Below are 14246 nucleotides of genomic sequence, written 5' to 3' on the forward strand. Positions count from 1 at the left end.
AACGGCAATCGCCATCCTGGCTCCTCCGTTCTTTCGCCGACGTCCCTGTCGGCGAATCCTAGCCTGCATTCCTCTATTCGGCTGAAAAACAACGTGCCGGAAAAGGTCAAACCCAAAAGACAAAAACTCTATCTGTTTTTTAGTTTAAGTCGTGGCATTTAGAGCAGTGCAAACAGGATGTTTTCACGAGGGGAGGAGGCGCCAGGGATGGCGCATGCCGACCCGGCGCGGAGATGGCGTCTCGGATAAAAGCGCGAGGATTGAAGGGGCGCGCGCTGGCGCCCCTCATCGGACGCCTTCGATTTAGCTATATGTGATAGCTGTTATTGATAGGCGTACGAAACCTTACACAAAGGCCTCATAAGCAAAGCGAACGAAACCTTACATTAAGGCTTGCTCCGCGCCCCAACCTACATTGAATTTGGATTCACCGGCGGCGTAGGAGATTTATATTTCGCCAAATAATCCGGCTGGAAAATGCACATACGGATCGCGTTGCGGTATTCGCCGTTGATGAAGAATTCATGGATCAGCTCGCCTTCGATTTTGAATCCTAGCTTGCTGTAAATATGAATCGCCTTTTGGTTTTCTTTATCGACGATTAAATACAGCTTGTAGAGATTGAGCACCGAAAAACCATGATCCAACGCCAACTGTGCCGCTTTGCTGGCATAACCGTGGCCTTGATGGGCAGGGTCGATAATAATTTGGAATTCGGCACGGCGGTGAATATGGTCAATCTCAACTAATTCGACTAAGCCAATTTTGACCCCGTCGTGTTCAACCACGAAGCGACGTTCGCTCTGATCGTGAATGTGTTTGTCATACAGCTCAGAGAGTTCTACAAAGGCAATATAAGGTTCTTCAAACCAATAACGCATGATGCTGGCGTTATTGTCGAGTTGATGAACGAACGTCAAGTCTTCCCGTTCCAGGGGGCGCAGTCTGACGTTGTTGTCGCTGGACATGTTGATTCCTCTCACTGTCATAAGTTTCAGCTGAATAGCCGATGTAGTGAATACTACAGACTGTATTATACCCAAAATAATTCAAGTTGCTTGAAGGCGGCAAATACAAAAATCCCCAGCCAAGGCTAGGGATTTTGTTTATTGCGACGGTGAGGCGTCGTTTAATCTGGCGCGTACCCTTGTGGGGGTAAACGAATGCCGTCTAACCACGCAGCATCGTCTTTAGCCTTTAAGCGTCCATCAATAAACCAGCTTACAACCAGCGGGTAGATGGAATGCTCTTGCACCTGGACGCGCTCGATAATTTCATCTTCGCTGTCATGTTCGAAAATCGGAACTTTGGCCTGCAGAACAACCGGCCCGCCGTCAAGTTCATCAGTGACAAAGTGCACCGAGGTGCCATGCTCTTCATCACCGTTGCTCAGCGCCTGCTGGTGCGTGTGTAATCCCGGATATTTGGGCAGCAGAGAAGGGTGGATATTGAGCATCCGCCCTTGGTAATGCTGAACAAAACGCGGAGATAAAATACGCATGTAGCCCGCTAAAACCACTAAATCAGGCTGATAGCCATCGATCTCTTGCATTAATGCCAGATCAAAAGCATCGCGGTCGGCATAGGATTTGGGGTCTAGACAGTGCGTGGGAATAGCGTCCTGTGCCGCACGTTCAAGCCCATAAGCGTTTGCCTTATTGCTGAACACGGCGCTGATGCGTCCACGAATGCGCCCATGGCTACAGGCGTCAATTAACGCCTGTAGATTGCTACCGTTGCCGGAAATTAAAACGACGATGTTTTTCATTGGCTCAGTCGCTTATGCGTTGATCACAACGCGTTCGTCAGTATTTGACGCCGCGATTGCACCAATTTTCCATGCTTTTTCGCCGTGGGCGTTCATGAGCGCAATCGCAGCATCAACCTCTGAAGCAGGCAGTGCGATGATCATGCCCACGCCACAGTTGAAGGTGCGATACATTTCGTGCCGGCTAACGTTGCCCGCCTGCTGCAGCCAGTTAAAGACCGATGGCCACTGCCAGCTGGATTCATCGATAACGGCCTGCGTGCCCTCAGGCAGTACGCGCGGAATGTTTTCCCAGAAACCGCCGCCGGTGAGGTGGGCGATCGCGTGGATGTCGTGTTCTTCAATCAGCTTAAGAATAGATTTTACGTAGATCTTAGTGGGTGCCAGTAAATGGTCTGCCAGCGGTCTGCCATCCAGCTCTTCTTTGAGCGGATCGGTATGGCTGACTTCCAAAATCTTGCGCACCAGCGAATAGCCGTTGGAGTGCGGGCCGCTTGCGCCCAGCGCGATGAGTACATCGCCCGCTTGAACCTTGCTGCCGTCAATGATTTCTGATTTTTCAACCACGCCGACGCAGAAGCCTGCAACGTCGTAATCTTCACCGTGGTACATACCCGGCATTTCAGCGGTTTCGCCACCAACCAGTGCGCAGCCTGACTGCTTGCAGCCTTCGGCAATGCCGGTGATAACGCTGGCTGCGGTGTCTACGTCTAATTTTCCGGTCGCATAATAATCGAGGAAGAATAATGGTTCAGCGCCTTGAACGACCAAGTCATTAACACACATCGCGACCAAATCAATACCGATAGTGTTGTGGCGTTTTAAATCCATCGCCAGACGTAATTTGGTGCCGACGCCGTCGGTGCCTGAAACCAGAATGGGTTCGCGATATTTTTGTGGTAGGGCACAAAGTGCGCCAAATCCACCCAGACCACCCATAACTTCCGGGCGGCGAGTTTCTTTTACCACGCCTTTAATGCGATCAACTAAGGCATTGCCAGCATCAATGTCTACACCTGCGTCTTTGTAACTGAGAGCGGTTTTGTCGGTCACTGCGAAAATCCCCATGGCGGTTAGGATGAGTTCTGATATCAGGAGTACAAAGGAACCGCTAGCTCAGTAACGGTGCGGCTTGTACTTGCATCGGATAACAGAACGCACACTGAAATATTCAAAAACGCGGCAATTCTAACAGTCTAGGCAAACGTTTGCGAGCGGCTTGTGAAGGGGATCTGATTTTTTCCTGTAATCCGTGTAGATCTCATCTAAGCTGATCTGGATCATGATTTTAACGGTGGCGCGGAATTTAAAAGGCGTTATAATCTCGCGATTTTTTTTTGCGCTGACCGCAACCTGGGAGATGAAATGATGAAGATCGTCGAAGTAAAACACCCGCTCGTAAGACATAAACTGGGCTTGATGCGCGAGAACGATATTAGCACCAAACGTTTTCGTGAACTGGCATCAGAGGTCGGGAGTTTACTGACCTATGAAGCGACCGCAGACCTCGAAACAGAAAAAGTAACAATTGATGGTTGGTGTGGTCCTGTCGAAGTCGATCAGATCAAAGGTAAAAAAATCACCGTGGTTCCAATCCTGCGCGCAGGTTTGGGCATGATGGAAGGCGTGCTGGAACATGTTCCAAGCGCACGTATCAGCGTGGTTGGTGTTTATCGTGACGAAGAAACTCTGGAGCCAGTGCCTTACTTCCAGAAATTAGTTTCAAACATCGATGAACGTATGGCGCTGGTGGTTGACCCAATGCTGGCAACCGGTGGTTCTATGATTGCCACTATCGATCTGCTGAAAAAAGCCGGCTGCCACAGCATTAAAGTATTAGTACTGGTTGCTGCGCCAGAAGGTATTGCGGCGTTAGAAAAAGTGCACCCAGACGTTGAGCTGTACACCGCGTCTATCGATCAGGGCTTGAATGAGAAGGGGTACATCATTCCTGGCTTGGGCGATGCGGGCGATAAGATATTTGGTACGAAATAATAATTGAGCCGACTTGAGAGTCGGCTTTTTTTTGGTCTATACCCTCATGCCGATCGTTTAAGAGATACATGGGGCTAGCACACCGCGGGGCGCTCAGGCAGCTAAAGCTGTTACGACCCCATCGGTGTGCTTCCCCTAAAATCATGCTTAAGTGACCAGCATTAGTCTATATCCGGCATTCTTAACGCGGGTAGACCAAGCTAAAAACACAACACCTGACTATTCAATAAAATCACTTAGAGGATAAAAACATGACTCGTCGCGTCATCGGAGTAAGCGAACGCCCACCGCTTTTGCAAACGATTCCGTTGAGCTTCCAGCATTTGTTCGCCATGTTTGGCGCAACGGTGCTGGTGCCTATTCTATTCAAGATAAACCCTGCGACGGTCTTGCTGTTTAACGGCATCGGTACGCTGCTGTATTTATTCATTTGTAAGGGAAAAATCCCGGCTTATTTAGGGTCTAGTTTTGCCTTTATTTCACCGGTTATGCTGCTGTTGCCCTTAGGTTATGAGCTGGCACTTGGTGGTTTTATTGTGTGCGGTGCCCTGTTCTGCTTAGTGGCGCTGATTGTGAAAAAAGCCGGTACAGGCTGGCTGGATGTGATGTTCCCACCGGCGGCGATGGGGGCGATTGTTGCGGTTATCGGACTTGAACTGGCAGGCGTTGCCGCGAATATGGCGGGATTGCTGCCAGCCAGCGGCGCATCGGTAGACACCACTACGATCACTATTTCGATGGTGACCTTAGGGGTAACCGTGCTGGGCTCGGTGCTGTTTCGCGGTTTTTTAGCGATTATCCCTATTTTAATCGGTGTGCTGGCAGGGTATGCGCTGTCATTTGCCATGGGCGTGGTGGATTTAACACCTATCCGTGAAGCTCACTGGTTTGCGTTACCGACTTTCTACACGCCGAAATTCGAGTGGTTTGCGATCCTAACTATTCTGCCTGCTGCGTTGGTGGTGATTGCCGAGCACGTGGGCCATCTGGTGGTGACGGCGAATATCGTGAAGAAAGATTTGCTGCGTGATCCTGGTTTGCATCGTTCGATGTTTGCGAATGGTTTGTCGACCATGTTCTCTGGGTTCTTCGGCTCAACGCCAAATACCACCTACGGCGAAAATATCGGCGTGATGGCGATTACCAAAGTGTATAGCACATGGGTAATTGGTGGCGCTGCGGTTTTGGCTATTCTGCTATCCTGCATTGGTAAACTGGCGGCGGCGATTCAGATGGTGCCCGTGCCGGTGATGGGCGGCGTTTCTCTGCTGTTGTACGGCGTAATCGGTGCATCGGGTATTCGCGTGCTGATCGAATCAAAAGTGGACTACAACAAAGCGCAGAACCTGATCCTGACGTCGATTATTTTGATTATTGGCGTGAGCGGCGCAACGATCCACATTGGTGCCGCCGAATTGAAAGGCATGGCATTGGCGACGATTGTCGGTATTGCCATGAGCCTGTTATTCAAAGTGATCAGCATGGTTCGTGGTGAAGAAGTGATCCTCGACGAAACGGACGAAGAGCAAACGTCCGCGCGTTAATCAGATCCTTAAGATCCTCGCTCAACAGCCGCCAGTTTATGTGTTAAACTGGCGGCGTTTTTTTGCCTGTTTTGGTTTGAGGTGCTTCTGAACACGCCGGCACAGCTTTCACTGCCACTTTATTTGCCTGATGACGAGACTTTTGCGAGTTTCTATTCGGGAGAGAATTCTTCTCTGCTAGCCGCATTGCAGGGTGCTTTGCAGCAGGAGCATGGTACTTATATCTATTTCTGGTCGCGTGAGGGCGGAGGGCGCAGCCATCTGTTGCACGCGGCCTGTGCTGAACTTTCTCAACGAGGCGAAGCCGTGGGCTATGTGCCTTTGGATAAGCGCGCCTACTTTGTGCCTGAAGTGTTGGATGGCATGGAGCAGCTTTCTTTGGTTTGCATTGATAACATTGAATGTATCGCCGGAGAAGAAGAGTGGGAAATGGCGATTTTCAATCTCTATAATCGCATTCTTGAAACTGGCCGTACTCGGTTGCTGATCACTGGCGATCGCCCACCTCGTCAGCTTAATCTTCATTTGCCCGATTTGGCTTCGCGCCTGGACTGGGGGCAAATTTATAAACTTCAGCCGCTTGGCGATGAGGACAAACTCTTAGCGCTACAGCTGCGTTCAAAGCTGCGCGGGTTTGAGCTGCCTGAGGACGTAGGCCGATTCTTATTAAAGCGGTTGGATCGTGAAATGCGAACCCTTTTTATGACGTTAGATCAGCTGGATCATGCGTCGATAACGGCGCAGCGCAAGCTGACTATTCCGTTTGTGAAAGAGATATTGTCGTTGTAGGGCGCTTTTAGCTTGGGCGGTAAGGTTTCGTACGTTGAAAATACGGGCGAAATCTTACACAGAATCAACATGAGTAGTCAGTTCCTAATCCCGCATTTTGCTCTCAAGCCCCGCCTTCACGATTCCCCATTCATCATCAATAATACTAAACCGCACCGAGTTGCGTTTTCGGCCATCTGGCATGATACGTTCGTGGCGGATTATTCCCTCTTGCTGAGCACCGATGCGTAAAATAGCTGCGCGGGAACGTGCGTTGTTTTCATCGGTGGTGAACTGTACGCGAACACAGTTCATCACTTCAAACGCATAGCTAAGCAGCAGGTATTTTGCTTCGGTATTGATGCCTGAGCGTTGGAAGGAGTGGCTCAGCCACGTATGGCCAATTTCGAGTTTCCGGTTGGCAGAATCAATTTTCCAAAATCGGGTGCAGCCGACCACTTTGCGGCTGTCGGCATCGACGATAACAAACGGCATCTGACTGCCGTTTTCACGCTGTTCAAAAGCATGGGTGAGATATTTATCAATGGATTGCGGGCTTGGAATGACCGTTAGCGTCATTTCCCACAGTTGCCCGTCTGAGGCGGCATCGATAATTGGCTGGCGATGTTCAACCTGCAGCGGGTGAAGCTCGACACGTTTGCCTTTCAAGACGGGCTGTTCCATATGAAAACCTCGCGTTAGAGAATGTCTAATACCTGCTCTGGCGGACGACCAATACGGGCTTTTTTGCCTTTAACCACGATTGGGCGCTCGATCAATTTCGGGTTGTTGATCATGGCGTCGATAAGCTGATCTTCAGTTAACGATTCATCGGCAAGGCTAAGTTCTTTATACAGATCTTCTTTATGGCGCATCAGCTGACGAGCGGAGGTGAATCCGAGTTCTTTCAGCAGCGTTTTCAACGTTGCAGCATCGGGAGGTGTCTCCAGATAATGCACGATAGTTGGCTCAATACCTTGTTCTTTTATCAGCGCGAGTGTTTCACGGCTCTTAGAGCAGCGTGGGTTGTGATAAATCGTGACGTGTTGTGACATAGGTTTTCCTTAGCGGCCTCCGCGTTGATACTGCTTGAAGCTTTGTTGTAGTTGGCGCAGTTGATCGATACGCGCGTCGTAGCGCGCCTGTTTTAGGCTGCCAACCGGCATCAGGGCACTGGCGTTGCTGAGTAAGCCAATCGCTTGATCCAATTGTCCTACCAGCGCCAAACTTTCTGCGCGGGCGGATAGCTCTTCATCACGGATCCCCTGTGCGGCGCTGGCCTGAGCGAGAATGTCCCAGCCGTTGGGATCGTTTGGATGATCAAAAGTGTAGCGATAAAGAATGCGTGAAGCTTTGGCAGGCTGGTTGCCTTCAACGTAGGCATTTGCCAAGTTGATTTGTAACACGGGTTCGTTGCGGTTTTTTGCGAGTGCTGATTCTAAACGCGCGATAGCCGCCGGGGCTTTCTTCTGCTCTAAATCGATATCGGTCATCAGGTCGATAAACCAGATATTGTTTGGCTGGCTATCGAGCAACGGTTGCAGCATTTTACGCGCATCATCATATTTATTCGCTTGGCTGAACAAAATGGCTCGGCCATAGCGAGCGGCGGTTTGTTCGCGTACGTTGCCGTTTTCCATCGCTTTAAGAACATCTTCAGTCAGGTAGGTATTTCCATCCTGCCCGCCGCTGTACATGCCTAGCGCGCGCACTTTCGCTAATAAGTAGTCTTGTGACGACTGAACGGGATGCGGTGGCATCTGGTTTGCACGGTTGCGGGTGTCGGATAGGCGGCTGTCTGGCAGGGGGTGAGTCAGCAAAATTTCAGGTGGCTTCGATGAATAGCGCGATTGATCGGACAGCTTTTGCAGAAAACTTGGCATGGCCTGCGGATCGAAACCGGAACGCTGTAGAACCTGAAGACCGATGCGGTCAGCTTCTTGCTCATTTTGCTGAGTGAAGCTGATCATATTTTGTTGGCTACCGGCTAAGGTACCGCTTAAGGCCGCCATACCCGCCTGTGGGCTGGCCATCGCGAGCAATATTGAACCCAGCGCGCCAACCCAAGTTAATGGTGCCGTACGCTGTTGCTCTTCCATCGCACGGGCTAAATGGCGCTGAGTCACGTGGGAAATTTCATGCGCCATGACCGAAGCCAACTGGCTTTCGTTATCGGTATAACGGAATAGCGCGGAGTGTAAGACCACGTTGCCGCCGAAGAAGGCGAAGGCGTTGATTTCGTCATTGCGCACTAAATAGAAATGAAACGGCGTACGTACCGAATGGGCATGGGACACCAAACGCATCCCCAGTCCGTTGATATATTCAATCAATAAGGGATCGTTGATAAGCGGCGTACTGGCACGGAGCTGGCGCACGTAAAAATCACCCATTGCTAGCTCTTGGTTGATGCTGAGCGTGTTCCCTGCGGTAGTACCAATGTCAGGTAGTTGGTCATCGTTTGGATCTGCTTGGCTTGGCATGGAGCCAGTCAGCAATAAACCAGCAACTATCGTCGCGATAACCGATGTTTTAAACCGAGAAGTCATAAGAGACAGTTCCATTCAGTTTCATCTATACCCATGTGGGGATTTTTTGCTTGGCAGAAACACGAATCATTAGGATACAACGCATTGGTTTGTTATCCGCAATGGCATTTTTGACAGCAAAGGCCTGTAAGAGTTCTTCTTAACTACGCCACTCTCTATTACACTCATTCTGCCATCATAGTAGGATCGACTCCACGCCGCCATGACAGCAAAATCATCATTTTACGTTATTGGCTTTTCGCCACCTCTTTTCAAGGATAATAAACTGTACGCTTGTGCAGCTTAAGGAGTGACCCGCATGCTTGATATGTTAATGCAGTGGTATCGACGACGTTTTACCGATCCACAGGCAATAGCATTACTGACTATCCTGCTCGTCGGCTTTTGTATCATTTATTTTTTCAATGGGATTCTGGCCCCGCTGCTGGTGGCTATTGTTCTGGCCTATCTGTTGGAATGGCCAACGCATAAACTGCAGCTGATTGGTTTTTCGCGCGTATGGGCCGTGGTTGCCGTGCTGATTGCATTTGGCGGTATTACGCTGCTGTCTGTTTTTGTCATTGCTCCGGCGGTTTGGCAGCAGGGATTTAATCTATTAGCCGATATGCCGAAAATGGTGACGCGCTTCTATGAGTTTGCCGCAACGCTGCCAAGGCGCTATCCGGCGCTGATGGATGCGGGCATTATTGATATGGTGGTAGAGAATACCCGCGCCAAGTTGGCGGTGATGGGAGAATCGGTGGTGAAATTATCACTGGCATCGCTGGTGGGGCTTCTTACGCTAGCGATTTATCTTATTCTCGTGCCGCTGATGGTATTTTTCCTGCTGAAAGACAAAGAGCAAATGCTGAATGCCGTTCGGCGAGTGTTGCCGCGCGATCGCGGATTGGCTGGGCAGGTTTGGATCGAGATGAATCAGCAAATCACTAACTATATTCGCGGCAAAGTGCTCGAAATGGTAGTGGTGGGCGTGGCGACCTATCTGGTTTTTCTGGTTGTAGATTTGCATTATGCCTTGCTGTTGGCCGTGCTGGTTGGGTTCTCGGTACTGATCCCGTATATCGGTGCGGTGTTGGTGACGATCCCCGTGGTCATTGTTGCGTTGTTCCAATGGGGACTTGGCGCCGATTTCTGGACGCTGTTTGTTGCTTATCTGGTTGTGCAAGGCTTGGATGGCAATCTGCTTGTTCCGCTGTTGTTCTCCGAAGCGGTGAACTTGCATCCGCTGGTGATCATTCTTTCGGTGATTATCTTTGGTGGACTATGGGGATTCTGGGGCGTTTTCTTTGCGATTCCATTGGCTACGTTGGTAAAAGCAGTGATCCACGCATGGCCTGACGAGTTTATTTCCGAAGCGGATTAATCGTTAGTGATCTAGAAAAAATAACGCCCTGCATGCAGGGCGTTGGCATTTTAAAGCAAAGGTTGATTAACCGTTGTTTTTGACGTAGTCCAAAACGATATCGTGGTGATTGCTGGTTTTGAAATCGTCGAATACGTGCTGAACTTTGCCTTCTTCATCAATCAGGAAGCTGATGCGATGGATGCCGTCGTAGGTTTTACCCATAAAGGATTTTTCACCCCATACGCCAAACTCTTCGCACACTTTGTGATCTTCATCAGATAGCAAGGTGAAATTAAGCACTTCTTTTTCTACAAAGCGGGAAAGTTTTTCTGGTTTATCGGTGCTGATACCGAGCACTTCTACGCCCAATTTTTTCAATTCATCCATATTGTCGCGCAGTCCACAGGCTTGAACGGTACAGCCTGGAGTCATGGCTTTTGGATAAAAATAGACTAAAACTTTCTGACCTTGGAAGTCGGTCAAGCTGATTTGCTCACCATCTTGATCTAACAAGGTAAATTTAGGAGCGATGCTACCGGCTTTCAATGGGCTCATTACTGCTCTCCGTCTTTATCTTCATGCAGGGAATAGTTCACCACGTTTATACTGCCTTGCGCACTGAGCTCTGTACAGAGCTTCTCAAAAGCTTGCTCAATACTTTCTGCATCTTGGCTGGCAGGGCTGTGTGCTGTGATTTGAATATACAATTTTGGCGCCGCGGAGTCTTGGCTTAGTTGGGTTTTAGAAACCAGTTCGGCAATATTCATTTGGTGCGAATCGAACAAGTCGGTGAAGCGCTCGATGATGTGCGGGGAGTCTTTGACTTCAACCTGCACCCATACGGTGGCTGGCATGGTTGGGCGTTCATGCCACGTTGTGCGTTTCATCACGATCAGTAAATCCATCTCAACGCCCTTGAGCGGTAAAGTCGATTCAATGAGGGTAATCGCATTCCAGCTACCGGATAACAGCATGATAAAAGTAAACTCTTCGCCCAACATTGCCAAACGGCTGTCTTCAATATTGCATCCGCAGCTGCTCACGTGGCGGGTGATATTATTGACGATACCGGGGCGATCTGCGCCTAAGGCTGTAATGACTAAATAGTGTTGATTGGGCTGTGGCAAGAGCATTCTTCCTGACTTTGTGATGGTGTCCCAAGGTAAACACAAAAAAAACGCCTCGACAAGCAGTTAGCACATAGATGTTTACTTGCTTTGCGATCGCTTTCAAAAGTACCATGAGGAACCTGTTTGTGGAGGGACTGTCAATGTTCACGGGAAGTATTGTTGCGCTGGTTACGCCGATGGATGACAAAGGTCAGGTCGATCGCGCTAGCTTGAAAAAATTGATTGATTATCATGTGTCCAGCGGGACGTCTGCGATTGTATCCGTAGGAACCACCGGCGAATCTGCCACGCTAAACCACGACGAGCACGTCGATGTGGTGCTACAGACGCTGGATCTTGCTGATGGCAGAATCCCTGTGATTGCTGGCGCTGGAGCAAATGCTACCACGGAAGCGATTGCTTTGACCGAGCGCTTCAATAATACGGGCGTCGTTGGTTGCTTGACGGTCACGCCGTATTACAATAAGCCAATGCAGGAAGGTTTGTTCCAGCACTTTAAAGCTATCGCTGAACACACTGATTTACCACAGATTTTGTATAACGTACCTTCGCGTACGGGATGCGATATGCTGCCAGAAACGATTGCGCGTTTGGCAGAAATTAAAAATATTGTTGCTGTAAAAGAAGCGACCGGGAACTTAAGTCGTGTTAGTCAGATCCAAGAACTGGTCAACGACGATAGCTTTATTTTGCTAAGCGGCGATGACGCAACGGCTCTGGACTTTATGCAACTGGGTGGTCAGGGCGTTATTTCTGTCACAGCAAACGTCGCTGCGCGTGAAATGGCTGAACTCTGTAAGCTTGCCGCCGAAGGTGATTTTGCTAAAGCGCGTAAGCTGAACCAGCGTTTAATGGCGCTGCATCAACAGTTATTTGTAGAAGCAAACCCGATACCGGTGAAATGGGCCTGTAAGGTATTGGGACTCATAGCAACCGACACGATGCGTTTACCAATGACGCCAATTAGCGATAAGGCTCGTCCTGTCGTAGAACAAGCGCTTAAACACGTCGGCTTGCTGTAACTCTTAGGGAGATTGAATGGCTTACTTAGTACAAAAGTCGGCGGTAGCGACTGTCGTTGGCATTTCTTTGGTGATGATGCTGTCTGCATGCTCGACCGATCAGCGCTATAAGCGTCAGGTGAGCGGCGATGAGGCTTATCTTGATGCCTCAACGCTGTCCGAATTGAAAACGCCAGCTGGAATGATTCTGCCGGTGCAAAACGGTGCCTATGATGTGCGCTTAAATGTGGCTCAAGGCAACGTAGGCAAGGCGTTGGATATTCGACCACCGGCGCAGCCATTGGCTCTGCTGAACGGTTCGCGTGGCCAGTTTGTTAATGGCGCAGCGATTGTCTTAGTAGAGAGCACACCGGGAGCAAGTAGCCTGTGGTCTCAGGTTGCGCAAGCAGTACAAGGGTTAAATTACCCGATTGCCAGCCGTAACGATGCGGGACAAACGCTGACTACCGACTGGATTAATTTCCAGCGTGGCGATGAAGACGTGCAGTATCAGGGGCGCTATCAGGTGACTGTGCAGCCACAGGGTTACCAAACAGCCGTTGTCGTTAAGTCCTTGGGCTTGAAGCAGGGCGATACGGCGATCACTGAGGATTCACAGACTCAGCGTTACGCGGTTTCGGTGCTGAACGATATTGTCAGCGGTTTGGATAAATATCAAACCGATCAGGCTAATGCGCGTGCCAATCGTCAGGTAGGCGATATTGACGTGCAGAGCGGCGCTGATGATACGGGCCTACCGGTGTTGATTGCGCGCGCGCCTTACACTGCGGTTTGGGATCGTCTACCGGCCACGCTTGAACACATCGGTATGAAAGTGACCGATCGTAGCCGTCCACAGGGTACAATCTCCGTGACCTACAAATCGATCGGAAGCAGTAGCTGGGACGATCTGGGCGCGAAAGATCCTGAGCTGAAAGAAGGTGATTATAAGATTCAGGTCGGCGATTTAGATAACCGTACCAGTCTGCAATTCCTTGACAGCAAAGGGGCTCCACTGAGCCAGTCGCAGAACGATGCGTTGGTGAGTGTGTTCCAAGCTGCGTTTGCGAAAGTAAAAGTTAGCCAGTAATCGCGCAAACCATAGAAATGTAAAAAGGGGCTTCGGCCTCTTTTTTTATTTCATTTTTTTAATGCGCAATCGTTTGGCTGGCGTATAATGCCCCTAAATTGATGCGCTTTGACCCAAAGCTGCTGATTTCATTTTTTATGTTCTTAAACCTATGGAGTAAGCAAAATGCAAAAGCTCGCTGAGTTGTATCGCGGCAAAGCAAAAACCGTGTACACCACTGAAAACCCGGATTTGCTGATTCTTGAGTTCCGAAATGATACATCAGCACTGGATGGCCAGCGCATTGAGCAGTTTGATCGTAAAGGTATGGTTAACAACAAATTTAACCATTTCATCATGAGCAAACTGGAAGAGGCGGGGATCCCGACTCAGATGGAGCGCTTACTCTCTGATACTGAAGTGCTGGTGAAAAAGCTGGAAATGGTTCCGGTTGAATGCGTGATCCGCAACCGTGCCGCAGGCTCGCTGGTGAAGCGTTTGGGAATTGAAGAGGGGACGCCTCTTAATCCGCCACTATTCGATCTGTTCCTGAAAAACGACGCCATGCACGATCCGATGGTGAATGAATCATACTGTCGTACCTTTGGCTGGGTGAGCGAAGAAAACTTAGCCACCATGAAAGCATTGAGCTACAAAGTTAACGATGTGCTGAGCAAGATTTTTGGTGATGCGGGGCTGATTCTGGTCGATTTCAAACTCGAATTTGGCTTGTTTAAAGGCCAAGTTGTTCTGGGTGATGAGTTCTCACCAGACGGTAGTCGCCTGTGGGATAAAGCAACGCTGAACAAGATGGATAAAGACCGCTATCGTCAGAGTTTGGGCGGCCTGATTGAAGCCTATGAAGAAGTCGCACACCGCATCGGTGTAAAACTCGATTAAGCCTCACGCTAAAAAACCGTGCAAAACAGCAGAGGCGATAGCCTCTGTTGTCATTTTTATGGTCTGCCAATGAGTTGAAATACCACATATCTTTATCTGCAATGATGTATTTCATTATCTGATTCCTCCTTTTTATGGTATTCGCGCCAGCAATTTCCTACCATTAAGGCATCATGT

15 protein-coding genes are annotated in these 14246 nt (G+C 49.5%); 7 read left to right on the forward strand and 8 right to left on the reverse strand.

The window, feature by feature from the left end; genetic code table 11:
• Positions 1 to 410: 410 nt before the first annotated feature.
• The 3 genes from speG to purM form a co-directional block, all read right to left on the reverse strand.
• Positions 411 to 968: a spermidine N1-acetyltransferase gene (speG, locus tag BN1044_RS22275; RefSeq protein WP_025797434.1), complete on the reverse strand. Its 558-nt coding sequence runs from the start codon at positions 966 to 968 to the stop codon at positions 411 to 413.
• Between the two features lie 161 nt (positions 969 to 1129).
• Positions 1130 to 1768: a phosphoribosylglycinamide formyltransferase gene (gene purN / locus BN1044_RS22280; RefSeq protein ID WP_072310525.1), complete on the reverse strand. Its 639-nt coding sequence runs from the start codon at positions 1766 to 1768 to the stop codon at positions 1130 to 1132.
• 12 nt (positions 1769 to 1780) lie between these two features.
• Positions 1781 to 2821: a phosphoribosylformylglycinamidine cyclo-ligase gene (purM, locus tag BN1044_RS22285; protein WP_072310526.1), complete on the reverse strand. Its 1041-nt coding sequence runs from the start codon at positions 2819 to 2821 to the stop codon at positions 1781 to 1783.
• Positions 2822 to 3136: 315 nt separating this feature from the next.
• Here purM and upp point away from each other — a divergent pair, with 315 nt between their 5' ends.
• The 3 genes from upp (at position 3137) to hda (ending at position 6096) form a co-directional block, all read left to right on the forward strand.
• On the forward strand, positions 3137 to 3763 hold the full coding sequence (upp, locus tag BN1044_RS22290; RefSeq protein WP_025797438.1) for a uracil phosphoribosyltransferase: 627 nt from the start codon (positions 3137 to 3139) through the stop codon (positions 3761 to 3763).
• A 251-nt stretch (positions 3764 to 4014) separates the two neighbouring features.
• Positions 4015 to 5307: a uracil permease gene (gene uraA, locus BN1044_RS22295; RefSeq protein ID WP_072310528.1), complete on the forward strand. Its 1293-nt coding sequence runs from the start codon at positions 4015 to 4017 to the stop codon at positions 5305 to 5307.
• An 81-nt stretch (positions 5308 to 5388) separates the two neighbouring features.
• Complete coding sequence (gene hda / locus BN1044_RS22300) at positions 5389 to 6096, forward strand: DnaA inactivator Hda (protein ID WP_040045459.1); 708 nt, start codon at positions 5389 to 5391, stop codon at positions 6094 to 6096.
• 84 nt (positions 6097 to 6180) lie between these two features.
• On the opposite strand, the gene BN1044_RS22305 is transcribed toward hda, so the two are convergent.
• Genes BN1044_RS22305 through BN1044_RS22315 form a run of 3 tightly spaced genes read right to left on the reverse strand, consistent with a single transcriptional unit; the run spans position 6181 to position 8624 of the window.
• Positions 6181 to 6759 carry a GNAT family N-acetyltransferase gene (locus BN1044_RS22305; protein ID WP_072310529.1) on the reverse strand — a complete coding sequence of 193 codons (579 nt, stop codon included), beginning with the start codon at positions 6757 to 6759 and terminating at the stop codon, positions 6181 to 6183.
• 14 nt (positions 6760 to 6773) lie between these two features.
• The gene (gene arsC / locus BN1044_RS22310) at positions 6774 to 7130 is read right to left on the reverse strand and encodes an arsenate reductase (glutaredoxin) (protein ID WP_072310530.1); all 357 of its coding nucleotides are present in this window, start codon (positions 7128 to 7130) and stop codon (positions 6774 to 6776) included.
• A gap of 9 nt (positions 7131 to 7139) precedes the next feature.
• Positions 7140 to 8624, reverse strand: a complete 1485-nt coding sequence (locus BN1044_RS22315; RefSeq protein WP_072310585.1) for a beta-barrel assembly-enhancing protease — start codon at positions 8622 to 8624, stop codon at positions 7140 to 7142.
• A 298-nt stretch (positions 8625 to 8922) separates the two neighbouring features.
• Here BN1044_RS22315 and BN1044_RS22320 point away from each other — a divergent pair, with 298 nt between their 5' ends.
• A complete protein-coding gene (locus BN1044_RS22320) occupies positions 8923 to 9987 on the forward strand; it encodes an AI-2E family transporter (protein WP_072310531.1) in 1065 nt (354 codons plus the stop codon).
• Positions 9988 to 10053: 66 nt separating this feature from the next.
• Here the strand turns inward: BN1044_RS22320 and bcp are convergent, their stop codons facing one another.
• Both bcp and BN1044_RS22330 read right to left on the reverse strand, forming a co-directional pair.
• Positions 10054 to 10524: a thioredoxin-dependent thiol peroxidase gene (gene bcp, locus BN1044_RS22325; RefSeq protein ID WP_040045465.1), complete on the reverse strand. Its 471-nt coding sequence runs from the start codon at positions 10522 to 10524 to the stop codon at positions 10054 to 10056.
• Positions 10524 to 11102, reverse strand: a complete 579-nt coding sequence (locus tag BN1044_RS22330; protein ID WP_432612993.1) for a glycine cleavage system transcriptional repressor — start codon at positions 11100 to 11102, stop codon at positions 10524 to 10526. The genes bcp and BN1044_RS22330 overlap by 1 nt, the downstream gene beginning before the upstream one ends.
• 137 nt (positions 11103 to 11239) lie before the next feature.
• On the opposite strand from BN1044_RS22330, the gene dapA reads away from it, so the two are divergent.
• The 3 genes from dapA (at position 11240) to purC (ending at position 14069) form a co-directional block, all read left to right on the forward strand.
• Positions 11240 to 12121, forward strand: a complete 882-nt coding sequence (dapA, locus tag BN1044_RS22335) for a 4-hydroxy-tetrahydrodipicolinate synthase (protein ID WP_072310532.1) — start codon at positions 11240 to 11242, stop codon at positions 12119 to 12121.
• A gap of 16 nt (positions 12122 to 12137) precedes the next feature.
• Positions 12138 to 13190 (forward strand): outer membrane protein assembly factor BamC, encoded by a 1053-nt coding sequence (bamC, locus tag BN1044_RS22340; protein WP_072310533.1) that lies wholly within the window; start codon positions 12138 to 12140, stop codon positions 13188 to 13190.
• Between the two features lie 165 nt (positions 13191 to 13355).
• A complete protein-coding gene (purC, locus tag BN1044_RS22345) occupies positions 13356 to 14069 on the forward strand; it encodes a phosphoribosylaminoimidazolesuccinocarboxamide synthase (protein WP_072310534.1) in 714 nt (237 codons plus the stop codon).
• The last annotated feature ends 177 nt before the right edge of the window (positions 14070 to 14246 follow it).

The sequence above is a fragment of the Hafnia alvei genome, from assembly GCF_900095695.1.
In the GTDB taxonomy this organism is placed as follows: domain Bacteria; phylum Pseudomonadota; class Gammaproteobacteria; order Enterobacterales; family Enterobacteriaceae; genus Hafnia; species Hafnia alvei_B.